At 72.4% G+C, this 23,880-nt stretch carries 19 protein-coding genes and 1 rRNA gene; 9 read left to right on the top strand and 11 right to left on the bottom strand.

Translation table 11 applies throughout. From position 1 onward, the window contains the following. Positions 1–176 precede the first annotated feature (176 nt). The 5 genes from D7I43_RS25960 (at position 177) to D7I43_RS25940 (ending at position 7,975) form a co-directional block, all read left to right on the top strand. Positions 177–3,809 carry a DUF4082 domain-containing protein gene (locus D7I43_RS25960; protein ID WP_120331196.1) on the top strand — a complete coding sequence of 1,211 codons (3,633 nt, stop codon included), beginning with the start codon at positions 177–179 and terminating at the stop codon, positions 3,807–3,809. Positions 3,810–3,826: 17 nt separating this feature from the next. Continuing rightward, on the top strand, positions 3,827–4,924 hold the full coding sequence (locus tag D7I43_RS25955) for a glycosyltransferase (protein WP_158610157.1): 1,098 nt from the start codon (positions 3,827–3,829) through the stop codon (positions 4,922–4,924). Beyond that, a complete protein-coding gene (locus tag D7I43_RS25950) occupies positions 4,921–5,919 on the top strand; it encodes an ABC transporter ATP-binding protein (protein ID WP_120331194.1) in 999 nt (332 codons plus the stop codon). Before D7I43_RS25955 ends, D7I43_RS25950 begins: the two co-directional genes overlap by 4 nt. Next, positions 5,916–6,752 (top strand): ABC transporter permease, encoded by an 837-nt coding sequence (locus tag D7I43_RS25945; protein ID WP_120331193.1) that lies wholly within the window; start codon positions 5,916–5,918, stop codon positions 6,750–6,752. Before D7I43_RS25950 ends, D7I43_RS25945 begins: the two co-directional genes overlap by 4 nt. Before the next feature lie 101 nt (positions 6,753–6,853). Continuing rightward, positions 6,854–7,975: a rhamnosyltransferase WsaF family glycosyltransferase gene (locus tag D7I43_RS25940; RefSeq protein WP_120331192.1), complete on the top strand. Its 1,122-nt coding sequence runs from the start codon at positions 6,854–6,856 to the stop codon at positions 7,973–7,975. A 16-nt stretch (positions 7,976–7,991) separates the two neighbouring features. Here D7I43_RS25940 and D7I43_RS25935 read toward each other — a convergent pair whose 3' ends face one another. The 10 genes from D7I43_RS25935 to D7I43_RS25890 all read right to left on the bottom strand — a co-directional run bounded on the left by D7I43_RS25935 (position 7,992) and on the right by D7I43_RS25890 (position 18,725). Further along, positions 7,992–9,023 (bottom strand): TolB-like translocation protein, encoded by a 1,032-nt coding sequence (locus D7I43_RS25935; RefSeq protein ID WP_120331191.1) that lies wholly within the window; start codon positions 9,021–9,023, stop codon positions 7,992–7,994. After that, the gene (locus D7I43_RS25930; protein WP_120331190.1) at positions 9,020–10,255 is read right to left on the bottom strand and encodes an MFS transporter; all 1,236 of its coding nucleotides are present in this window, start codon (positions 10,253–10,255) and stop codon (positions 9,020–9,022) included. The genes D7I43_RS25935 and D7I43_RS25930 overlap by 4 nt, the downstream gene beginning before the upstream one ends. 6 nt (positions 10,256–10,261) lie before the next feature. After that, positions 10,262–11,380 carry a DegT/DnrJ/EryC1/StrS family aminotransferase gene (locus tag D7I43_RS25925; RefSeq protein WP_120331189.1) on the bottom strand — a complete coding sequence of 373 codons (1,119 nt, stop codon included), beginning with the start codon at positions 11,378–11,380 and terminating at the stop codon, positions 10,262–10,264. A 2-nt stretch (positions 11,381–11,382) separates the two neighbouring features. Continuing rightward, positions 11,383–12,120, bottom strand: a complete 738-nt coding sequence (locus tag D7I43_RS25920; protein ID WP_120331188.1) for an acetyltransferase — start codon at positions 12,118–12,120, stop codon at positions 11,383–11,385. Continuing rightward, the gene (locus D7I43_RS25915) at positions 12,120–13,232 is read right to left on the bottom strand and encodes a DegT/DnrJ/EryC1/StrS family aminotransferase (protein WP_120331187.1); all 1,113 of its coding nucleotides are present in this window, start codon (positions 13,230–13,232) and stop codon (positions 12,120–12,122) included. The genes D7I43_RS25920 and D7I43_RS25915 overlap by 1 nt, the downstream gene beginning before the upstream one ends. A 20-nt stretch (positions 13,233–13,252) precedes the next feature. Further along, on the bottom strand, positions 13,253–14,218 hold the full coding sequence (locus tag D7I43_RS25910; protein WP_120331186.1) for an NAD-dependent epimerase/dehydratase family protein: 966 nt from the start codon (positions 14,216–14,218) through the stop codon (positions 13,253–13,255). Between the two features lie 55 nt (positions 14,219–14,273). Then, entirely contained in the window at positions 14,274–15,347 is a 1,074-nt protein-coding gene (locus D7I43_RS25905; protein ID WP_120331265.1) for a Gfo/Idh/MocA family protein, read from the bottom strand. Positions 15,348–15,726: 379 nt separating this feature from the next. Continuing rightward, positions 15,727–16,851, bottom strand: coding sequence for a biotin/lipoyl-containing protein (locus D7I43_RS25900; RefSeq protein ID WP_120331185.1), 1,125 nt, complete (start codon positions 16,849–16,851; stop codon positions 15,727–15,729). A gap of 9 nt (positions 16,852–16,860) precedes the next feature. Then, positions 16,861–17,886, bottom strand: coding sequence for an alpha-ketoacid dehydrogenase subunit beta (locus D7I43_RS25895; protein ID WP_120331184.1), 1,026 nt, complete (start codon positions 17,884–17,886; stop codon positions 16,861–16,863). Then, complete coding sequence (locus D7I43_RS25890) at positions 17,883–18,725, bottom strand: thiamine pyrophosphate-dependent dehydrogenase E1 component subunit alpha (RefSeq protein ID WP_240033160.1); 843 nt, start codon at positions 18,723–18,725, stop codon at positions 17,883–17,885. The genes D7I43_RS25895 and D7I43_RS25890 overlap by 4 nt, the downstream gene beginning before the upstream one ends. Before the next feature lie 438 nt (positions 18,726–19,163). Here D7I43_RS25890 and D7I43_RS25885 point away from each other — a divergent pair, with 438 nt between their 5' ends. Next, a complete protein-coding gene (locus D7I43_RS25885; protein ID WP_120331182.1) occupies positions 19,164–19,859 on the top strand; it encodes a hypothetical protein in 696 nt (231 codons plus the stop codon). Positions 19,860–19,991: 132 nt separating this feature from the next. Further along, positions 19,992–21,305 (top strand): hemolysin family protein, encoded by a 1,314-nt coding sequence (locus D7I43_RS25880; protein WP_120331181.1) that lies wholly within the window; start codon positions 19,992–19,994, stop codon positions 21,303–21,305. Positions 21,306–21,318: 13 nt separating this feature from the next. Here D7I43_RS25880 and D7I43_RS25875 read toward each other — a convergent pair whose 3' ends face one another. After that, positions 21,319–21,705 (bottom strand): PaaI family thioesterase, encoded by a 387-nt coding sequence (locus D7I43_RS25875; RefSeq protein WP_120331264.1) that lies wholly within the window; start codon positions 21,703–21,705, stop codon positions 21,319–21,321. A 99-nt stretch (positions 21,706–21,804) separates the two neighbouring features. Between D7I43_RS25875 and tyrS the strand changes: the two genes are divergently transcribed. Further along, a complete protein-coding gene (gene tyrS, locus D7I43_RS25870) occupies positions 21,805–23,088 on the top strand; it encodes a tyrosine--tRNA ligase (protein ID WP_120331180.1) in 1,284 nt (427 codons plus the stop codon). Positions 23,089–23,805: 717 nt separating this feature from the next. Continuing rightward, positions 23,806–23,880, top strand: a 16S ribosomal RNA gene (locus tag D7I43_RS25865); the annotation flags it as partial.

Genomic DNA, 23,880 nt, shown 5'->3' with positions numbered 1-23,880 from the left:
GCACTACGGTCGCCTTGGGTCGCTGGGGCGCTCCGCTTCACCGCAACGTCAGGAGAGGACACGCTGTGGGTGGCGATCGGATCGACCGTGCGGGAAGCGCGGGGCGGACAGCGGGGGTGGTGGCGTCCGGGCCGCGCGTGGCGCCGGGCCGTCGGGCACGGACGGTCAAGGCATGGGTGGCCCTCGCGGGCCTGCTCCTCGCGGGCACGGTCGTCGGCCAGCCGGCCCGGGCGGCCGAGGGTGCCTGCTCGTCCAACCCGGTCGTGTGCGAGAACAGCCAGACCGGCAACCCGTCGACCGAGTGGGACGACGTGTACGGCGCCGGCGACTGGGAGATCCAGGGTTTCGCCACCGACATGAGTGTCAACGTCGGACAGACGATCTCCTTCAAGATCGATACGCCGGCCACCAGCTACCGCATCGACATCTACCGGCTCGGCTACTACGGCGGCCAGGGGGCGCGGAAGGTCAAGACGATCTACCCGTCCGTCGCCCTGCCGCAGCACCAGCGGGACTGCATCACCAACTCCGCCACCGAGATCTACGACTGCGGGGTGTGGGACGTGTCGGCGTCCTGGGCCGTTCCGGCCGACGCGGTGTCCGGCGTGTACGTGGCCAAGCCCGTGCGCACCGACGGGACGGCCGGCACCAGCCAGATCCCGTTCGTCGTGCGCGACGACGCCCGCCGCTCCGACATCATCTTCAAGACCTCCGACGCCACCTGGCAGGCGTACAACACGTACGGCGGCTCGAACTTCTACTGGGGCGGCGCCAACGGCCGGGCGTTCAAGCTGAGCTACAACCGGCCGTTCGCCACCCGGGGCCTGGAGAGCGGCCGCGACTACCTCTTCAGCAACGAGTACGCGATGATCCGCTTCCTGGAACGGAACGGGTACGACGTCAGCTACACGACCGACGTCGACGCCGACCGTCGCGGGCAGCTGCTGAAGAACCACAAGATATTCCTGTCGGTGGGCCACGACGAGTACTGGTCGGGCCCGGAACGGGCGAACGTCGAGGCCGCGCGCGACGCCGGGGTGCACCTCGCCTTCTTCAGCGGCAACGAGGTCTACTGGAAGACCCGCTGGGAGTCCAGCGTGGACGGCCGCGGCACCCCGTACCGCACGCTCGTCTGCTACAAGGAGACCTGGGCCAACGACAAGATCGATCCGTCGTCGGAGTGGACCGGCACCTGGCGGGACCCGCGCTTCAGCCCACCGTCCAACGGTGGCCGCCCGGAGAACGCGCTCACCGGGACGATGTACATGTCCAACAACACCGACCTCGCCATCCAGGTCCCCGCCGAGCAGGGCCGCAACCGGTTCTGGCGGCACACCACGGTCGCCGCGATGGCCCCCGGGCAGGTCGCCACGCTCGCGCCGCACACCATCGGGTACGAGTCGGACGAGGACCTCGACAACGGGTTCCGGCCCCCGGGCCTCATCCGCCTGTCCACCACCACCGGGCCCACCCCCGAGTACCTGCGCGACTTCGGCACCGTGACCACGCCCGGCACGACGACCCACCACCTCACCCTGTACCGCGCGGCGAGCGGGGCGCTCGTCTTCGGCGCCGGCACGATCCAGTGGGCCTGGGGCCTGGACTCCGAGCACGACGGCCCGCAGGAGCCGGCGGACCCGCGGATGCAGCAGGCGACGGTCAACCTCTTCGCCGACATGGGTGTGCAACCGGCCACGCTGATGAGCGGGCTGGTCCGGCCGACGGCGTCGACCGACACGACCGCGCCGAGCGCGACCATCACCTCCCCGGCGCCGGCCACCTCCGTCGCCAACGGGTCCGAGGTGACGGTGAGCGGTACGGCCACCGACGTCGGCGGACGGGTCGCCGGCGTCGAGGTGTCGACCGACGGCGGGGACACCTGGCACCCGGCCACCGGCACGACGTCGTGGAGCTACCGCTTCCACACCAACGGCGTGGGCACCCAGGTGGTCAAGGCACGCGCGGTCGACGACAGCGTCAACATCCAGCAGGTGCCCGCGTCGGTCACGCTGAAGCTCACCGGTCCCAGCACGCTCTTCGGCACCCGCGTGCCGGCCAACCCGGCGGCGAGCGACACGGCGGGCGTCGAGCTGGGCGTCAAGGTGGTCCCGCAGAGCGACGGCACGATCACCGGGGTCCGGTTCTACAAGGGCGCCGGCAACACGGGCACCCACACCGGCTCACTGTGGACGGCCGGCGGGGAGCGCCTGGCCACGGGCACGTTCGCGAAGGAGACGGAGACCGGCTGGCAGACGCTCGTCTTCCCTCGGCCCGTCCAGGTCGAGGCGGGCGTCACGTACGTCGCGTCCTACTACGCGCCGAACGGGCACTACGCGGCCGACCCGGCCTTCTTCTCCTTCGGCGACCACCGGGCGGCGCCGCTCGTGGCGCCGGGGGCGTACACCTCGGGCGGCAACGGGGTCTACCGGTCCGGTCCGGGCTTCCCGGCCACCTCGTACGCCGACACCAACTACTACGTCGACGTGCTCTTCTACGACGGCGACTCGGCCTCGCCGGTCACGCTGTCGGTGTCGCCCGCGCCCGGCCAGTCCCACGTGGAGCTCACCGAGAAGCCGACGGCCACCTTCTCGAAGGACATCCAGCCGGCCTCGATCGAGTTCTCGCTGACGGGTCCGGGGAACGAGCCGGTCGCCGGCCAGGTGTCGTACCACGCGGCCAGCCGGACCGCGACCTTCACGCCGGCGTCCCGGTTGGCCACCTCGCGGACCTACACCGCGCGGGTGTTCGCCCGCGACACCGGCGGGCGTCCGATGGACGAGGCGACCACCTGGTCGTTCACGACGACGGCGTACGACCGGCTGTCGACCCTCTTCCCGGCCGACGCCGTTCCGGCCGAGGCAGCCTCGACGGACTCGGAGGCCATCACGCTCGGCGTCAAGGTCGTGCCGAGGGTCAGCGGGAAGATCGTCGGGGTGCGGTACTACCAGGGCCCGGGCAACGAGGGGGAGCACACGGCCCGCCTCTACTCGGAGACGGGGACGCCGCTGGGCGACGGCCGGTCCACGAGCAGCGGCACCGGGTGGAAGAGCATCTACTTCGACAGCCCGGTGACGGTGACGGCGGGCGTCCCGTACGTGGCGACCTACTTCACGCCCACGGGCCGGTACGCCTCCGACACCGGCTTCTTCGCCTCCGCGTACACGAGCCCCGACTGGGCCGTCGTCGCGCCGGCGGGTGGCAACGGCCTCTACCGGTACGGCTCCGACGGCTTCCCGACCAGCAGTTACAAGAGCACGAACTACTGGGTGGACCCGCTGTTCCTGACCGACGGGCCGCCACCCGGTCCGCCCACCCAACCCGCGCCGCCCGCCGGATCGGTGACCGTCTTCGGCAGCGGCGACACGCCGGACGTGGCGTCGGACCCGGACACCTCATCCATCGAGCTGGGGATGCGGTTCACCAGCGACGTCCCGGGGCACGTGGCGGGGGTCCGGTTCTACAAGGGCAGCCAGAACACCGGCGCGCACACCGCGACGCTGTGGTCGCCGGACGGCGAGCCGTTGGCCGACGGACCGTTCGTCGCCGAGAGCGGCAGCGGGTGGCAGACCATGCTGTTCGCCGAGCCGGTGGCGATCACACCCGGGCAGACGTACACGGTCTCGTACCACACGGACGTCGGGCGCTACTCGGTGACGGTGCACGGGCTCGGCGCCGGGTGGAACCAGGGGCCGCTGCACGTGCCGGCCGGCGGCGCGGTCTACCGGTACGGCGCGACCGGCTTCCCGTCGGCGTGGTCGAACCACAACTACTGGGTGGACGTCGTGTTCGTGCCCGAGAGCCAGGACTGAGGGCCGCGATGAGGAGGATGACACCTCAGGATCCGCCGTCCCCGCCGACGGTGTCGGTCGTCGTTCCCTGCTACCGGTACGGGCACTTCCTGCCGGCCTGCGTGCGCAGCATCCTCGACCAGGAGGGCGTCGACGTCGACGTCCTGATCGTCGACGACGCCTCACCCGACGACAGCGCCGCGGTCGCCCACCGCCTCGCCGAGGAGGACCCGCGGGTGCGGGTGCTCGTGCACGCGGTCAACCAGGGCCACATCGCCACGTACAACGAGGGTCTGGCCGCGGTGCGCGGCGAGTACGTCGTACTGCTGTCCGCCGACGACATGCTCGCGCCGCGCGGCCTGGCCAACGCGACAGCGCTGCTCGCGGCGAACCCGGACGTGGGGCTGGTGTACGGGTTCACCCGGTCGTTCTCCGCCGAGCCGCCGCCGGCCCGCACCGCGGCCCGCTCCTGGTCGATCTGGCCGGGGGAGGAGTGGCTGGACCTGGTGTGCCGGCGGGTACGCAACCCGATCTACACGCCCGAGGTCGTCATGCGCGCCCGGACGCTGCGCGACATCGGTGGCTACGACCCGGCCCTGCCGCACGCCGCCGACCTGCTCATGTGGTTGCGGGCGGCCAGTCACGGCGCGATCGGTCGTGTGAACGGGGTGGAACTGGCTTTCTACCGTTTCCACGGACACAACATGCACGTCGCCCAGTACCCGGGGGCGTTGCGCGACCTGACCGAGCGCTACCGGGCATTCGAAACGCTCTTCGACCTCGACGGCGACCGGCTGTCCGAGGTGCCGCGCCTGCGCGACGAGGTTCGCCGCGGGATCGCCCGCGAGGCGTTGATCACGGCCCGGGATGCCTACCGGCGCGAGCTGCCGCCGTCGGATCTCGCCGTCCAGTCCGAGGTGCTGGACCGGATCGTGGCCTTCGCCGAGCAGGTCTGGCCGCCCTCGGCGGCGAGCCGCCTTCGCCGGTCGTACGACTGGTCGGCCGCGCGGGCCCGCGCCGGCAAGCGCTCGCGGGCAGCCCACTGGCTGATCGCCGGGTGGGATCGCGGCGTGACGCACCTCCGTTGGCGGCGGTGGCGGCGAACCGGAATCGACGGGGCGGTGGGATCGATATGAGTGACCTGGACGACGAGGTCATCGTCCTGTCTGGACTAGCCAAGCTGTACGAGCCGACACCGAGATGGATGCGCGTGTTCGCGCGCTCGCACCTGACCGAGCCCGTGCGCGCCCTCGACGGCGTGGACCTGGTCGTACGCGCCGGTGAGATCTGCGCGATCGTCGGCCCGAACGGCGCCGGCAAGACCACCCTCTTCCGGATCCTGGTGGGGCTCACCACCGCCACCGGGGGTTCCGGCCGTGTCCTGGGTCTCGACGTGGAGCGGGACTCGGAGCAGATTCGCCAGGTCGTGGGATGGATGCCGTCGGAGGATCGCAGTCTACTCATGCGGGCCACCTGCCGCGAGAACCTCCAGTTGCACGGGCGTCTGCAGGGCATGCCGCGCGGCGAGCTGGCCGAGCGGATCCCCGCGGTCCTCGACACGGTGAACCTGACCGCGCAGACCGACTCGGTCGTGGCCGGCCTCTCCGCGGGAATGCGCGCGCGGCTGCGACTGGCACGGGCGCTGCTGCCGGGCCCCCGCGCGCTGATTCTCGACGAGCCGACGGGCGCTGTGGACCCCATCGCCGCGCACGGGCTGCTCACCTTGATCATGGACTTGGTCAAGCAGGAGCGGCTGGCCGTGCTCCTCTCCTCGCATCGCCTCGAAGAGATCGAGGCATTGCAGTCCAACGCGCTGTTGCTCGACCAGGGCCGGGTGAAATACTCCGGCGACCTCGACAGCCTGCGCCGCGAGTGGGACCGGTCCGAGATGGAACTGGTGCTCGACGATCCGCACACGGCGTACCAGATCGCCGAGAAGCTGCACGCCCACGGCGTGCGGGCCAGCGTCGACGACCTAACCGTGCGGTTCCGCCCGGAGGGTGACGACCGGGTTGGCGCAGTGCTCGCGCGGCTCGGCCCGCTCGCCACCGCGATCCGGCACGTGCGCGAGATCCCGATGCCCCTGCGGGATCTGATCGCGCAGGTCTACGAGCGGGGAGCCGACCGATGAGCATGGCCTATCCGAGCCTCGTGCAGAGCCGTTCCCGGCTGCGCAAGGTGAGCGACACCCTTGAGGGGTACGTCCGGATCGACCTCGTCGAGGAACGGATGTTCCCCACGGCGACCGTCCTGCGGTATGTCGCCGTGGTGTTTCCGGTGATGCTCTACTACTTCCAGAGCGCCTTCCTGGATCTCCCCGACCGCGACCAGGTTTTCCTCATGATGATCATCGGGACGGCGGTGGCCGCCGGACTGCAGGATGCGCTCACCGGTCTCACCAACCGGCTCAACTTCGCGCTGGAGCGCGGCACCCTCGAGACTTACCTGGTGGAGCCGGTGCCGTGGGCGCTGATCCCTGTGGCCATGAACATCTGGCGCAGCTTCACCGGCGGGATCCTCGCCTGCATCATGGTGGCGCTGGGGTGCCTGCTCGGGGGACCGATCGAGGCCAACGCGATCCCCGCGGCCCTGGTCGTGCTCTTCCTCGGAATCGTTGCGTGCAACGCGCTCGGCACGTTCGCGGCGAGCTTCATCGTGCTGTTCAAACGGGGCGATCCGATCGTGACGCTGTACGGACTCGCCGCCGGCGTCCTGGGCGGCGCCCTGTTCCCGATCGAGGTTCTGCCCACCTGGATCCGATGGGTCAGTTACCTCGTCCCGCACTCCTACGTCATCAGCGCCGAACGAGAGCTCTTGATGCAGGATCCGCCGCCCGGTGGACTGTCGCCGCTGTGGTCGGCCGTGATCCTCACCGTGTTCTGTCTGGTTACCTTCACCGCCGGCCTGTATGTCTTCGACAGGGCGCTGAGGCTGGCCCGCCGACTGGGGATCCTGAGCATATGAGCGATCGTGGACTACCGCGGTTGGCGGCGGCACGGGGGCGGGAAGCCTGGCGGCTGCTGCGCCGCTCGGGCGTGCGCGGCCTGACACAACGGGTCGCTCGGGTGGCCTACCAGCGCTCTGGCGCGTCCGAGCTGGACGGGCTGCTAGACCTCGACCGCATCGCCGACTCCCGCGGCCTGCGCCTCGCGGTTCCGCAGCGGCGTCCGCAGCGGGGCACGCCATTGACGGTGGGCTGGATCTGCACCCCGCCCCGAGGCGGGTCGGGCGGGCACACCACCCTGTTCCGGATGGTCGAAGGGATGGAGGCGGCCGGCCACACCTGTGTGCTGTACCTGCACGACGCGTATGCGGGCGAGCGGTCGCGGCACGAGCGGGTGATCCGGGATCACTGGCCCGCGCTGCGGGCGGAGGTGCGCTCGACCGCGGACGGGCTGCCGCCGTTGGACGCATACGTCGCGTCGGGATGGGAGACCGCCCACGTCCTCGCGTCGCACTCCGACGTACCGACCCGGCGGCTCTACTTCATTCAGGATTTCGAGCCGCTCTTCTACCCGGCCGGGTCCCACTACGTTCTCGCCGAGGACAGCTACCGGTTCGGGTTCCGGGCCATCACCGTCGGTCCGATGCTCGCCGACCTGTTGCGCGATCGGTTCGGCATCGACGCGCGGGTGGCCGAGTTCGGCTGCGACACGTCGATCTACCGGCTGACCAACCCGGCCCCGCGCTCCGGGGTAGTTTTCTACGCCAGGCGGGACGTGGCTCGCCGCGGGTTCCTCCTCGGCCTGGTGGCGCTGCGCGAGTTCCACCGCCGTCACCCCGAGCACGAGATCCATGTCTTCGGGGATCCGACCGTCTCGTTGCCGTTTCCGGCTACCAATCACGGCATTCTCCGCCCCGCCCAGCTCAGCGAGCTGTATAACCGGTGCGCCGCCGGCATCGCGATCTCGTTCACGAACCTGTCGCTCGTGCCGGACGAGATGCTCGCCTGCGGTGTGGTGCCCGTCGTGGCCGACGACGAGTACGCGAAGGTGAGCATCGACAACCCGCACGTGCGGTGGGTCTCACCCACGCCGCTTGGTCTGGCCGACGCCCTCGACGCTGTCGTCCACCGCGACAGGCCGTCACCCGTAGAGGTCGCCGCGAGCGTACGGACGACATCGTGGGAAGCCGCCAAGCAGGTCACGCGCGAAACGATCGAGGATGAGGTGTACGGACCCGCGTGAGGCGACGGCGTGGCCGTCAGCCGCCGGACGTGTCCCGGATGACGGCGGGGGACCAGGCGTCGGGGATCAGGACCCGCGGTGCGCCGGTGCCGTCGGCGGGCACGGCCCAGACGTCGCTCGACGCCGAGCCGTCCGTGTCGCGGGGCAGCCCGTACAGGACCGTGTCGTTGTCGAGCCACTCCGCCTGGTCGTCGACGCTTCGGGTCTCCGCCAGCGGCGTCTCCCGCCCGCTGGCCAGGTCGAGGACGGTGAGGCGCCACTTCCCGGCCGGCAGGTCGCCGTGTTTCTTGAACGCGATGCGCGTGCCGTCGGGGGACAGCGAGGGGCACTCGACGTCCTCCCGCAGCGCGGTCAGCGTCCGGCCGGACCGGGAGCCCTCGACCAGCCAGGTCCGCCCTCCCGAGGCGGCCGTGGCGTAGAACCGGTCGTCGTCGGCGAAGGTCACGCCCCACACGTTGCGGTCCACGGCGGTGACCGTCCTCCCGTCGACGCGCAGCGTGAACTGTTCGACGTCGACCGGGTCGCCCCCGCCCGTGGGGCCGATCAGCGTACGGGTGGAGAACTGCCCGGGGCTCGCGTACGAGTCGCCGTAGACGAACGTCGTCGTGGCCGTCAGCGCGCCGTCGGAGGAGAGCCTCGCCCGGCTGGGCAGGCCCGGCACGGCCCGCTCGGAGACCGGTGTCCACTGGGGACCGAGGATCTTCACCCGGTACGTGGTGGCCAGTCCCCGCAGGGCCACCAGGCAGACGGCGGTGCCGCGTACGGCGTGGACCCGCTCGCAGGACGCCGGTGTGAACGCGCGCGGGCCCGACGGCGCGTCGACGGGCACCACGGCCACCCGGCCGTACCCGTCGCCCGGCGCGGTGCTGCGGAAGACCACGTGCGCCCCGGCGACGACGGGTGCGACGCCGGTGTCCACGGATGCCGCGGCCGGGGTGTGCCCGTCCGGGTCCGCCGTGACGGCCTGCCGCAGGTAGACGACCACGCCGGCGACCGCCAGCAGCACGACTCCGGCGAAGACGCCCACCCGCAGCCGAAGGCCGCTCATCGTTCCTCCTCGACACGGCGCAGCAACCACCCGGCGGCCGGGATCGCGAGGGCGAGCGCGACCGCGAAACCCAGCAGCGCCGGCTGGCGGCCGGCGGCGACCCACAGCGCGCCGAAGGCCACCGACGACGCGAACCGGGCCAGCACGACGACCGTCTGGGCCGCCGCGATCCCGGTGCCCTTCGCGTGGGCGGGCACCAGCCGGCTGACCAGCGCGGCGAGCACCCCGTCGGAGGCGGCGTAGAACGTGCCGAGCAGCACCAGCGTGAGCACCGTCCACACCGGGCCGCCGGCCGATCCGGTCGCGCAGAGGTACGCGAGCAGCAGCGCGACGTGCCCGGCCACGAGCATGCGGGCGCGGCCGATCCGGTCGGCGAGCCGGCCCAGCGGCACGGCCAGCGCCAGGTAGGCGACGTTCGTGCCGACGTACAGCAGCGGGAACAGCATCGCGGCGAAGTCGTCCCGGTGCTGAAGCGACAGGTAGAGGAAGCCGTCGCCGACGGTCAGCACGCCGAGCAGGCCGGCGGCGAGCAGGGTCCGGCGCAGGCGCGGCCCGGCGGCGGCGCGCAGCACCTCGCGTACGGCCGGGCGGGCGGTGCCGGCGCCGACCCGCCGGTCGGGCACGAACAGCACGAGGACGGCGAGACCGACCAGCGCCACGGCGAAGGACACCACGAAGACCGCGTCGTACGCCCGGGGCAGCGCCGCCAGCAACGCGAACGCCGCGATCGGGCCGATCGCCGCGCCCAACGTGTCGAGCGCGCGGTGCACGCCGAACGACCGTCCCAGCGCGCCGGGCGGGGACGCGTCGGCGATCAGCGCGTCCCGCGGCGCGGTGCGCAGCCCCTTGCCGAGCCGGTCGGCCGTCACGACGGCGGTCACGGCGGCCATCCCGTTGGCGGCGAGCATCAGGGGTCGGCTCACCGCGGAGATGCCGTAGCCGAGCGCCGCCACCCACTTGGGCCGGCGGCCCCGGTCGCCCGCGACGCCGCCGAGGATCCGCACGAACGCGCTGACGCCCTGGTAGACGCCGTCGACGAAGCCGTACGCGAGCAGGCCGATGCCGATCTCGGCGGTGAGGTACAGCGGGAGGACGGCGCTGACCATCTCCGACGAGACGTCGGTGAGGAGGCTCACGACGCCGAGGAGGACGACCGTGGTGGCGACCCGGCGCGACCGCCGGCCGGGCGCCTCGTCGGGCCCGGCCGGCCGGTCCCGGACGGAGACGTACACCTGCGCTCAGCCCAGCGCCGCGGCGAGGGCCGCCACGACAGCCTCCTGCTGGCCGGCGGTGAGCTGCGGGTAGATCGGCAGGGAGAGCAGCTCGGACGCGATCCGCTCCGCGTGCGGGAAGGCGCCCGCCCGGTGGCCGAGGCCGGCGAAGGCGGGCGTCGCGTGGATCGGCACGGGGTAGTGGATGCCGGCGCCGACGCCGGCGGCGTGCAGGCGTGCGAGCACCTCGTCCCGCCGGGCCGGGGTGCCGTCGCCGGGGATCCGGACGCAGTAGATGTGCCAGACGTGCGCGTTGCCGGGCAGCGTCGTCGGGCGGATCACGTCCAGCGGCTCCAGCAGCGCGTCGTAGCGGGCCGCGGCGGCCCGTCGCCGCTCGTTCCCGACGGCGAGGCGGGCCAGCTTGGCGCGCAGCACCACCGCCTGGAGCCCGTCGAGGCGGCTGTTGACGCCGATCACGTCGTGCACGTACTTGGTGAGGCCGCCGTGGCTGCCCAGCGTGCGGACGGTCCGGGCGAGGCCCGCGTCGGCGGTCACGACGGCGCCCGCGTCGCCGTACGCCCCGAGGTTCTTGCCGGGGTAGAAGCTCGTGGCGGCGATGCCGTCGGCGCCGGCGGCGCGCCCGTGCCGGGTGGCGCCCTGGCACTGCGCGGCGTCCTCCACGATGGCGACGTCGCGGCCGGCGAGGCCCGCCCGGATCCGCTCCACGGGTGCGAGCTGCCCGTACAGGTGCACCGGGACGATCGCCCGGGTGGCCGGTGTCACGGCGGCCAGCGCCGCCTCGACGTCGATCAGGTACGTGTGCGGGTCGCAGTCGACCAGTACGGGACGCGCGCCGGCGCGGGCGACGGCCTCGGCGGTGGCGATGAAGGTGTTGGTGGGCAGCACCACCTCCGTGCCCGGCCCGACGCCGACGGCCCGCAGCGCCAGTTCGAGGGCGTCGGTGCCGTTGGCCACCCCGACGCAGTGCTCCACGCCGCTGAACGCGGCGTACTCCCGTTCGAACGCCGCGACCTCGGCGCCGCCGACGAAGGCGGTGTCGGCGATGACGCGCTTGAAACCGGCCTCCACCTCCTCCGCGACCTCCGCGTGCGCGGCGGCGAGATCGACGAGCGGGATGTTCGGCATGCTCAGCTCCCCACAACTCTCAGCGCGGCCCGTGGCGTCCGGGCCGTCGACGCCGGGCCGTCCGGCTCCGGCACGTGCGCGAGCGCCGGAGGGTCGGCGGCGCGCAGCCGGCGGGCCGGGCTGCCGACCCACACCTCGCCCGGCGGCACGTCGCGCAGCACCACCGCGCCCATGCCGACCAGCGACCACTCGCCGACGGTCACGCCCTCCCGCAGCAGCGCGCCCGCGCCGAGGTACGCGCCGGAGCGCACCACCGCGCCGCCGCCGAGCCGGACGCCGGAGGCGATGGTCGCGTGGTCGTGGACCCGGTCGTCGTGGGTGAGGACGGTGTGCGGCATGACGGCGACGTGGTCGCCGACGCTGACGTCGGCGGTGAGCACCACGCCGGCGAGCAGGACGGTGCCGGCGCCCACGACGCTGCCGGCGCCGACGTCGGCGCCGGGGTGCACGATCGTGGCGTAGCGGTCGGCGGGCAGGGCGAGCCGGGCCACGATGCGCTGCCGCGCCGCGTAGTCGCGTGGGCTGCCGACACAGACCACGACGGCCGCGTCGGGCAGGTCGGCCAACCGGTCGGTGCCGCCGAGGATCGGCAGCCCGGCGCGGGTGGTGCCGTGCAGCGCGGGGTCGTCGTCGAGGAACCCGCGCAGCCGCCACGTGGGGCGGTCCGCGTTGACGGCGCGGGCCGCCGCCGCGGTCTCCCGCGCGAACCCACCCGCGCCGACGATGACCAGGTCGCGCATCAGGCGGCGAGCTTCCGCAGCACGCCGACGACGTGGTCCTGGTCGGACTCGGTCAGCGCGTGGTGCAGCGGCAGGATGAGCGAGTCGCGGGTGAGCCGTTCGGTCACCGGCAGCGGTGGGGGCGTCATGTCGGCGTACGCCGGTTCGAGGTGCGCCGCCATGATGCCGCGCCGGGCCGAGACGCCGGCCGCGGCGAGTTCGGCGAGCACCTCGTCGCGGTCCGTGCCGTACTCCCGGTCGATCCGTACCCAGAACGCCTGGTAGTTGGTCTCGCCGTGGGCGGGGTCGCGGACCGGCACCAGGCCGTCGACGTCCGCGAGCAGCTCGTGGTAGCGCGCCGCGAGGGCGCGGCGCTGCGCCACCAGGTCGGTGAGACGGCCCAGCTGGACGAGCCCGACCGCCGCCTGGATGTCGGTCATCCGGTAGTTGAAGGCGGTCTCCAGGTAGGACTCCAGGACCGGTTGCGCGCTGCGGTGGCGGTCGGCCGCCGAGACGTTCATGCCGTGCTCGCGCAGCCGGCGCAGGCGGGCCGCCCACTGCGGGTCGTCGACGGTGAGCATCCCGCCCTCGCCCGTGGTCAGCAGCTTGCGGGGGTGGAACGACCAGGCGGCGACGGTCGCGCCGGCGCCGACCGGCCGTCCGTACGCCGTCGAGCCGGCGGCGCAGGCGGCGTCCTCGACCAGCGGCACTCCCCAGCGGGCCGCGGCGTCGCGCAGCGCGGCGACGTCGAACGGCACGCCGCCCTGGTGGACGGCGATCACCGCGCGGGTGCGGGGTGTGCGTACCGCGTCGACGGTCTGCACCGTCACGTTGCCGGTCGCGAGGTCCACGTCGGCGAAGACCGGGGTGGCGCCGACGTAGCGCACGGCGTTCGCGGTGGCGATGAAGGAGAACGACGGCACGATCACCTCGTCGCCCGGGCGGACGTCGAGCAGGACCAGCGCCAGGTGCAGCGCCGCCGTGCAGGAGCTGACGGCGACGCCGTGGTCGGCGCCCACCAGCGACGCGAACTCCTGCTCGAACCGGGCCACCCGGGGGCCCTGGGCCACCCATCCGGAGCGGACCGCCTCGGCGGCGGCCTGCGCCTCCTCCTCGCCGAGGTGGGGGACCATCACGGGGATGCGGTGTGCGCTCACTTCTCGGCCCGCCACCAGTCGACGAGGCCCTGGAGCCCCTCGTGCAGCCCGATCTCGGCCCGGAAGCCCAGCTTCCGGGCGGCCGCCGTGGTGTCGGCGAGCCGGCGGGTGACCCCGTTGACGGCGCGGGACGGGCCGTACTCGGGCGCCAGGTCGGACTTCATGACGTCGCTGAGCGCCCGGGCCAGGTCGGCGAGGCTCGTCTCGGTGCCGCTGGCGACGTTGAACACCTCGTCGGTCACGTCCGCCCGCGCGGCCAGGATGTTGGCCCGCGCGATGTCGGCGGTGTGCACGAAGTCCATCGTCTGCAGGCCGTCGCCGAGGATCAGCGGGGGGCGCCCCGACTCGATCCGCTCCATCCACCGGATCAGCACCTCGGTGTAGAGGCCGTGGATGTCCATCCGCGGCCCGTACACGTTGAAGTAGCGCAGCGCCACGTAGTCCAGGCCGTACATGGCGTGGAAGCTGCGCAGCACGCCCTCGTTGAACGCCTTCGCGGCGCCGTAGAACGTGTCGTTGTGGTACGGGTGGTGCCGCTCGGTGGTGGGGAACTCGTCGGCGAGCCCGTACACGGAGGCCGACGAGGACAGGATCACCTTGCGGACCTTCGCGGCCGCCGCGGCCTCGACCACGTTGAAGGTGCCGTCGACCAGCACCTCGTTGGCGAGGCGGGGCTCCTCGGCGCACTGGGTGATGCGGATGGCGGCGAGGTGGAAGACGAGGTCCCGGCCGCGGGTGAGGTCGTGCACGAGCGGGGCGTCGCGGATGTCGCCCTCGACGAGGTGGACCCTGCCGCTGGGCAGGGCGCGCGCCAGGTTCTCCCGCCGGCCACGGACGAAGTTGTCCAGGACGACCACCTCGGCGGCGCCCCCGGCGACCAGTTCGTCCACCACGTGGGAGCCGATCATGCCCGCTCCGCCGGTGACCAGGACCCGCGCCCCGTTGATCTCCACTGCACTCATGCCGACAACTCCGCTCCGCTCACCGCCGCGCCGAGGCGGCGTACCGGTCCTGGTTTCACGCGGCGACCCGCTCGTCGAGGCCGACCGACCGGCCACCGTCGGCGAGGCTGCGGGAGGCCGCCTCGAGGATGGCGATGACCCGCAGGCCCGCCCGGCCGTCGGTCAGCGCGGGCGTGCCGCTGCGGATCGAGCGGGCGTACTCCTCGACCATGGTCCGCAGCGCCTCCCGCTCGGTCAGGGCCGGCGCCACCATGTCGCCCGACCGGTAGGACACGAGCATCTCCCGGCGCTGCTCGTCGCCCAGCTCCTCGGCCGAGGCCACGTCCACGCCGCGGTCGAAGATGGACAGCCGCTGGCTCGGGTTCAGGTCGTCCCAGACGAGCGTGCGCTTCGAGCCGCCGATGATGGTGGTGCGGACCTTCACGGGGGAGAGCCAGTTGACGTGGATGTGCGCGATGGCGCCGGTGTTGAGGTGCAGCGTCAGGTACGCGACGCAGGCGCGGCCGGCGCCGATCCGGTCCGCGCCGTGCGCGGCCACCGAGACCGGCGCCACACCGGGCGGGAGGATGAAGTCGAGGATCGACAGGTCGTGCGGCGCCAGGTCCCACATCACGTCGATGTCCCGCTGGACCAGCCCGAGGTTGATGCGGACGGAGTCGAGGTACTGCAGCTCGCCCAGCTGGCCGCCGTGCAGCAGTTCGCGGATGCGCAGGACCGCGGGCGTGTAGCAGTAGGTGTGGTCGCACATGAGCGACAGGCCCCGCCGCTGCGCCTCGTCGACGAGCGACCGGCCCTGCGCGACGCTCGCGGCGAGGGGCTTCTCCACGAGCACGTGCTTGCCGGCCCGCAGCGCGGCGGTGGCCACGTCGACGTGCGTGCCGGCGGGCGTGGCCACGGCCACCGCCTGCACGCTGTCGTCGGCCAGCACGCTGTCGAGGTCGTCGGTGGCCCGGACCGTCGAGTAGTCGCCGAGCACCCGCCGGGCCCGGGTCACGTCGAGGTCGCAGAGCGCGCGCAGGCGGAAATCGGCGGACGCCTGGAAGTTGCGGACGAGATTCGGACCCCAGTAGCCGGCCCCGATGACGGCCACGCCGATCGGTTCGTCGGCGGAAACGTGCGATGAGTTCACGGGCACCCGATTCGCTAGGCAGGACCGGACCTCGCTGAGCACGGAGTCAGTGGCGAAGTCCGTCGGCAAGCTATCGAAATTCCCGCCGGAAACGCCAGTGCGAAAACCGGATTCCGGCGGTGCCGACGGGGCCGACGAACCGTTTGGCCGATCCCTCTCCACAAGTGGCCCGTTTCCCTTGCTGCGTCGGCTTCACGACATCGGCCGCGCGCCCGGCCATTACCATTGGCCGCCCGCCGGAAATGGTGGGGAAGTGACGCCAAACAGGGCGTAGCCGGCCCCATTTCGCCCACCCGGACGGACGACCGTCGGATGGCTGGCGGTCACCATTCGGACATCGCGGTGAACCCGCGGCGACACGTCCGCCCGCGGGGCGGCCCTACCGCCGGGACCGCTGCGCGGGCACGACGGTCGTCGTGACGATCTTCGTCTTGACGGCGTGGCCCGCCGGGACCGACCGCACGATGACCGCGCCGGAGGCGACCGCCACGTCGTCGCCGAGGACGACGTGCGGTTCGATGAAGATCCCCGTACCCAGCCGCACCCGGTCGCCCACGGTCACCTTGCCCGAGGAGACGCACGACGGGCCGGTGGAGTTGTCCGAGCCGATCCGGCTGTGGTGGTCGAAGGAGTTGTAGGCGGACAGGAAGTTGTTGTCGCCCATCCGCACCCCCGTGCCCAGGTGGGAGAAGGCGCAGATGACGTTCCCCTGCCCGAGGACCACGTCGGTGGCGATCTTTGCGGTGGGATCGACGGCGTTGGCCAGGGGGATCCCGGCCTCCGCGCACGCCTCGCGGAACCGCCGCCGGGCCTCCACCGAGGTGCTGATGGCGACGATCACCGCGTCGTACGCGCCCTCGGCGAAGAGGGAGCGCAGCCGGTCGCTGCCGCCGACGACCGGTACGCCGTTCACCTCGGCGCCCCACCGCTGCCGGTCGTCGTCGACGACGGCCACCACCCGCTGGGCCTGCGAGCCGCTCAGGATGTCGAGCACCTGGGTCGCCCCCAGCCCGCCGCCGATGAGCACGATGCGCTGCACACCCGGCCCGGCCTCCAGCGGCGCGGGAAGCGCCCCCTCGTCGACGCCGTGGCCGGCCGCCTCCTCGACGTCCTTCACGGTGATGAGCCGGTCCAGCCGCAGCGCCGCCAGGTCGACCCCGAGCTCCTGCGCCCGCCGCACGGCCTTGACGCTCGCGCGGACCGGCGGGGGCGTCTCCGCCGCGGCCGCCGCCCGCGCCTCCCGCTCCCGGGCGTACGCGGCGAGGTCGGCCGGCGTCTCGAAGAGCATGGCGATCGGCTCGGAGAGCGGGACCTCCTGGAGCGGGTCGGCGAGGCGCAGGACGATGCCCGCCTCGGGCGCGGCCACCTCGAGCACCGCCTTGCTGGTCTCGATCTCGGCGAGCGGCGTGCCCGCCTCCACCTTGGCCCCGTCGTCGACGAACCAGGCCACGAGCACCCCGTGTTCGCTGTTGACGTCACTGGTCGGGACGACTACCGGCTTCACGCTCTCTCCTCACCGGACGACGGTCGACGCGGCCGCCGCGCGTACGGCCGCCTCGATCTGGCTCTCGCCGACCAGGACGCGGCTCTCCCTGGCCTTCGACGACGGGATGACGGTGGGCTCGCTGGCCACCACCTCGACGGGGGACCGCAGCTCGCGGAACAGGCGGCGCGAGACGGTGGCGGCCACCTCGGTGCCCCACGACCACCCGCCGGCGCCCTCCTCCACGGTGACGAGCCGTCCGGTGACGCCGACGGACCGCTCGACGGGCGCCCAGTCCATCGGCGCGAGCTGCGCCGGCACCAGCAGCTCGACGAAGATCTCCTCCTCGACGGCGAGCCGCTCGACCACCCTCGCGGCGAGCATGGCCTGGTACCCGTACGCCAGGACGGTCGCGACGCAGTCCTCGCGGGGCACCGCGGAGAGGCAGACCGTCGGCAGCATCCCCGGGCCGGCGTCCCGCGTCGCGAGCAGGTCGCCCGACCGGCCGCCGTCGGGCACGTCGAGGTGCTGGGGGTAGAGCAGCTTGTGCTCGACGTAGAGGACCGGGCTGTCCTGGGCGAGGAAGTCCGCGAACACCGCCCGCGGGTCGTGGACCAGCGACGCGGCGACCACCCGCAGATGGGGTACGCCGAGGAAGTGCTTCTCCAGGCTCTGGCTGTGCGTCGGCCCGTATCCGCGGTGCCCGCCGGAGGGGGCGCGTACGACGACCGGGCAGGTCGCCTGGTCCGCGTACATCGCCTGGTACTTCGCGATGTGGTTGACGACCTGGTCGAAGACGAGGGTGAGGAAGTCGCCGAACATGATCTCGGCGATCGGCCGGTAGCCGGCCAGCGCGAGTCCCGCCGAGATCCCGGCGATCGCGCCCTCGCTGATGGGCGTCGTGCGGACCCGGTCCGGGAAGGCGGTCGAGAGGCCGCGGGTCACCTTGAACGCGCCGCCGTACGGGTCGGCGATGTCCTCGCCGAGCACGACGACCCGGGGGTCGGCGCTCAGGCAGGCACGCAGCGTCTCGTTCAACTCCTTGGCGAAGATCACGGCAGGGCCCGCACCGTCGCCACGACCTCGGCCACCGCGCTGTCCACCTCGTCGTCGACGGTCCGCCGCTGCGCGTCGGTGAGCCGCCGGCCGTGGACCACCAACGGTTCGAGGGGCCAGCGGGCGGCGATCTCCTCGGCGGGGCGCTCGTCGTCGCTCTTCGAGTGGTGGCACAGCCGGTACGTGTGGACGAGCAGCACCCGGGGCCCCGCTCCGCCACGGACCGCCTCGACCTCCGCGCCCGCGGCCGCACGCAGCTCCATCACGTCGGTGCTGTCGATCTCGCGCACCGGGATCCCGAAGGCCGTGAAACGCCCCGCCATGCTGCCGGCCAGGTTGACGGCCACCGGGGTGCTCTGCGCCCACCGGTTGTCCTCACACACCACGAGCAGTGGCAGCCGCCAGAGCGCGGCGACGTTCAGCGTCTCGTACAGCAGGCCCTCGCCCAGGGTGCCGTCGCCGATGAACACGACACTCACGCGGCTCGCGCCGTCCAGTTGGGCGGCGAGCGCGATGCCGGCCGCCGCCGGCACGATGCCGCCCTGGACGCCGTTGGACTTGAATCCGGGGGCGCAGATGTGCTGGCTGCCGCCGACGCCCCGGCACACGCCGGACTCCTTGCCCATGATCTCGGCGAGCAGTCCCGGGGCATCGCCGGTGCGGGCCAGATAGTGACCGTGGCAGCGGTGGTTGCTGAACACGTGGTCCTCGGCGATCAGATGTTCCATGACCGCCACCGCGTTGGCCTCCTGCCCGATGCAGGCGTGCGTGGTGCCATTCAGCACGCCCTCCTCGAACAGCGCGAGGAGCGTTTCCTCGAATCGGCGGATGAAACGCATCCGCCGATAGAGACGCAGTTCGTCGGATTCACCCGGCCGCCCGGTGAGCCGTTCGTCCCGGAAACCCGGAACGGGAGCGGAGCCGGTGGGATCGGGACCGGTGGCAGGCCCCGAAGCCGGTGCCGCCGGCCCGCGCCACGACGTCGCCGTCGACACCATCTGACTTCCTTTTCCACCACCGCGCACCCGGTGCCACGGTTCGTAAAGATCCGGACCTGTCGCGGTCACCCTATCGGCCCCCGTCACCGGAAGGGAGAAACCTTCATCCATGCGATTGTCGACAGGGATCGCGGAAACCCGGCTGAATGGACATTCGGCCGTGGCCGTGCGGCGGTTCCGCCGCCCCACGTCGCCGACGGCCGCGGACCCGTGCCACCCGGCACCCGGCCGGACGGGCCGCGGAGAGCCTTCCGGCCGGCCCGGCCCTACGCTCGGGGAGTGAACTGGCTGGAACTCCTCGGCTGGGTCGGCTCGGCGGTGCTGGTCTGGTCGCTGCTGCAGACCCGCATCCTGCGGCTGCGCGCCCTGAACCTGCTCGGCTGCCTGATCCTGATCGGCTACAACGCCGCCATCCAGGTCTGGCCCATGGTCGGGCTGAACGTGGTGCTCGCCGGGATCAACATCTGGTACCTGCGCGGGATGCTCGCCACGCGCCACGACGCGGCGACCTACCAGGTGGTCGAGGTGGGCGTGCACGACCAGTTCCTCGCGCACACCCTGCGGGTGCACGGCGCCGACATCGCCCGCTTCAACCCCGGCTTCCGCTGGCCGCCCGCCGACGCCGGACCGGCCACCGGTTCCGGACCGGCCGCGGACCCCGGGTCCGGCGGCCCGGTCGAGCGGTCGGCGTTCCTCGTGGTCCGCGCCGACGAGGTGGTCGGCGTGGTGCTGGCGCACGCCGAGCCGCACGGCGTCGCCCAGATCGACCTCGACTACGTGACCCAGCGCTTCCGCGACTTCACACCCGGCGAGTTCGTCTACCGTCGCAGCCGGCTCTTCACCGATCGGGGCTTCCGCCGGGTGGTCAGCCCGCCCGGCATGGTCGCCCCGTACTACCACCGGCTCGGCTTCCACCGGCAGGGCGACGCGTACGTCCTCGACCTGCCGGCGCCGGCGCCCGCCGGCGCGTCCTGATCCGCGAGCCGGCCGGCCGCCGGAGGATTCACCCGCCCGTCCGGTGGGCACAGATGCGCGTACGCCGGCCGGGGCCTCCGGGCGGCGGCGCCGGCGGCGTCCGGCGCGGTCGCCTGAGGGAGAGAACGGGGCGTGCACAACTACTGGGGCCAGTTGGCCTTGGTCGGAGTCCTGGTCGTGCTCAACGCGGTGTTCGCCGGCAGTGAGATGGCGCTGGTCTCCCTGCGGGACAGCCAGATCCAGCGGCTGGAGCGCGCCAGCCGGGCCGGCCGGGTGCTGGCCCGGCTCGCCACCGACCCGAACCGGTTCCTGGCCACCATCCAGATCGGCATCACGCTCGCCGGCTTCCTCGCCTCGGCCGCCGCGGCGGTGTCGCTGGCCCGGCCGCTCGTGCCGCTGCTCGGCGTGCTCGGCGGCGCGGCCGAGCCGGTCGCCGTCGTGGCGGTCACGCTGGTGCTGACGTTCGTGACGCTGGTCTTCGGCGAGCTCGCGCCGAAGCGGATCGCCATGCAGTCCGCCGAGCGGTGGGCGCTGCTGGTGGCGCGTCCGCTCGCCCTGCTGTCGAGCATCGCCCGCCCGGCCGTCTGGGCGCTCGGCGCCACCAGCGACCTCGTCGTCCGGATGGTCGGGCTCGACCCGCGGTCGCGGCGCGACGAGATCGGCCCGGACGAGCTGCGCGACATCGTGGCCGGCAACCACGGCTTCACCACGGAGCAACAGACCATCATCGCCGGCGCCGTGGAGATCGCCGACCGGCGGCTGCGCGCCGTGCTGGTTCCCCGCCTGCAGGTCTTCTGCCTCGACAGCGGGACGACCGCCGAGGCGGCCCGCCTCGTGCTGGCCGCCACGGGGCACTCCCGGGCGCCGGTGGTCCGCCACGGCGGCCTGGACGACGCCGTCGGGGTCATCCACCTGCGGGACCTCGTCGGCGTACCGGACGACCGGCCGGTCGACGAGTACGTCCGTCCCTCGATGCTGCTGCCCGACTCGCTGCCGGTCGTGGACGCGCTGCGGCAGTTCAAGGCCGAACGCCAGCACATCGCCCTCGTGGTGGACGAGCGCGGCGCGGTGGAGGGCATCGTCACCCTCGAGGACATCCTGGAGGAGATCGTCGGGGAGATCTACGACGAGACCGACCGGGACGTGCGCGCCGTGCGTACCGACCCGGACGGCGCGCTGCGCCTGCCCGGCACCTTCCCGGTGCACGACCTGCCGGCCGTCGGCGTCGACCTGCCGGGCCGGCCGACCGGCGACTACACCACCGTCGCGGGTCTGGTGCTCGCCGGTCTCGGGCACATTCCGACCGTCGCGGGCGAGGACGTGGTGGTCGACGGCTGGCGGCTCGAGGTCGCCCGGATCGACCACCGGGCCATCACGGAGGTACGGCTGCGCCGCAGCACCGGACCGGTCCGGGACGCCGCGGTCCTCGACGAGGCGCGCACCTGATCCGGCGCGGTGGCTAGGCGGCGGAGGTCAGGTTCTGCAGCCGGACCTGGCCGCGCGCCACCAGACGGTCCTCGCCGTCGGTGATCTCCACCTGCCAGAGCTGCTGGCTGCGGCCGCGGTGCACCGGCGTGCCGACGGCGGTCAGCTCACCCTCGCGCACGGCGCGCAGGAAGTCGGTCTGGTTGGACACGCCGACGACGGTGCCCCGGTCGGCGAACCAGAGGGAACCGCCCACGCTGGCCGCCGTCTCCACCACCGAGCAGTACACCCCGCCGTGCTGGATGCCGAACGGCTGGTGCAGCTCCGGTCGGACCTGCCAGCGGATCACCACCCGGTCGGCGGTCGCCTCGTCGATCTTGAGCCCGAGCAGGTCGACGAAGCCTCCGGTGAGTTCGGGCATCTCCACGTACGCCTCCTCGATCTTGTGGGGCCAGCCTAGCGGGGCGTTCCGGCAAACCCGGTACGGGCGGGCCTCCCCGATGGGGGAGAATCGGGGACCGTGACCGACAGCAGCCTCCCGCCGCGGCGGGACTCCCTCACCGACGACCTGCTCTGGCGCGGCCTGATCCAGGACTCGACCGACGTCGACGCGCTGCGTGACCTGCTCGACGGCGGGAGCGCCGCGTTCTACGTCGGCTTCGACCCGACCGCGCCGAGCCTGCACGTCGGCCATCTCATGCAGGTCCTCACCGCCCGCCGCCTCCAGCTCGCCGGGCACCGGCCGCTGCTGCTCGTGGGCGGCGCGACCGGCCAGATCGGGGATCCGAAGGAGAGCGCCGAGCGCACCCTGAACCCGCCCGAGGTGGTCGCCGGCTGGGTCGAGCGCATCCGCGAGCAGCTGGCGCCCTTCGTCTCGTACACCGGTGAGAACGCCGCCCAACTGGTCAACAACCTGGACTGGACCGGCGAGATGTCGGTGGTGGAGTTCCTCCGGGACGTCGGCAAGCACTTCCCGGTCAACCGGATGCTGGCCCGCGAGGTGGTGAAGGCCCGCCTCGAGACCGGCATCAGCTTCACCGAGTTCAGCTACCAGCTGTTGCAGGCCAACGACTTCTACGAGCTGCACCGCCGGCACGGCTGCCAGCTCCAGTTCGGCGGCTCCGACCAGTGGGGCAACATCACCGCCGGCGTCGACTACATCCGTCGCAGAGGCGCGGGCCCGGTGCAGGCCTTCACGACACCGCTCGTGACGAAGAGCGACGGCACGAAGTTCGGCAAGACCGAGGGCGGCTCGATCTGGCTCGACCCGGCGATGACCAGCCCGTACGCGTTCTACCAGTTCTGGGTGAACGTGGACGACCGGGACGTCGACGGCTACCTGCGCTTCTTCAGCTTCCGCCCGCGCGAGGAGCTGGAGGAACTGGCCAAGGCGACCGCGGAGCGGCCGGCGGCCCGGCTCGCGCAGCGGGCGCTCGCCGAGGAGCTGACCACCCTCGTGCACGGCGAGCGCGAGATGGCCCAGGCGGTGGCCGCGAGCCAGGCGTTGTTCGGGCGGGGCTCCCTCGACGAGTTGAGCCTCGCGACCCTGCGCGCCGCTCTCACCGAGGCCGGGCTCGTGCAGCTCGACCAGCTGCCCGACGTGGCCGGGCTGCTGCGGGACTCGGGGCTGGTGCCGAGCCTCAAGGAGGCGCGCCGGGTCATCGCCGAGGGCGGCGCCTACGTCAACAACAACCGGGTGACCGAGGTGGACGCGACCGTCTCCCCGGACGACCTGTTGCACGGCCGGTACCTGGTGCTGCGTCGCGGCAAGCGCTCCTTCGCGGGCGTCGAGCTGCGGCGATAGCCGCCCGACAGCGGTGTGACGCGGGACGCGGCCCCCCGACTTGACGATCATGGCGGGGGCCGCGTACCTTTCTCTCTGCCAGCGCGGAACGGACGAAACAGGGCGAAAGTCCTGGTAGGCCGGAGCGCGGGAATGGCCACCGGGTCCGAGGCGTTACCACCGATCGGACCCCTGAGGCCCCGGCGGGCGCCGGGAATGGCCTCGGGGTCGGATGGGTTGTCACCCTCTGGAACCCGGTACCGGGCGGTGCCCCGGATTCGCCGTGAGGCGGATTTGGTGGGGCGGAGCCGACCGGGTATGGTGGACGACCGGCAGGGCACCGGGCGTGCTTGCGAGTGATCGCGGCGGCCGGCCTGCTGAATCCGATGATCGCGTGTGGTGGTTCGCTGCTGCGTGTGTTCGTCGGGGCCGAGCTGTGAAGCGTGACAGACCGGGACAGACCGGGACAGACCGGTTTGACGCGGCGGAAACGGTGAGGTAACGTAGTAAAAGTGCCCGGCGCGGGAGCGGTGGGTGTGGGACGATGCGCCCCGGACGGGGGTCCTCCTTGGTGGGGGGTTTCCGGATGGTGTGTGGTTGTTCTTTGAGAACTCAACAGGGTGCTTGATAAGCCAGTGCCAATTTGATTTATTGCCCCGTGCTGGGTTGGGCTTTTGTGGTCTGATCTGGTGGGGATTCCTTTGGCAACTTTTGTTGCTGGGATGATTTTCCAAGTTTTTGTTGGAGAGTTTGATCCTGGCTCAGGACGAACGCTGGCGGCGTGCTTAACACATGCAAGTCGAGCGGAAAGGC

The sequence above is a fragment of the Micromonospora globbae genome (genome assembly GCF_003610785.1).
GTDB classification, from domain to species: Bacteria; Actinomycetota; Actinomycetes; order Mycobacteriales; family Micromonosporaceae; genus Micromonospora; species Micromonospora globbae.
Note: the sequence above shows the minus strand (reverse complement) of the source record. Positions and strands in the feature narration are given on the sequence as shown.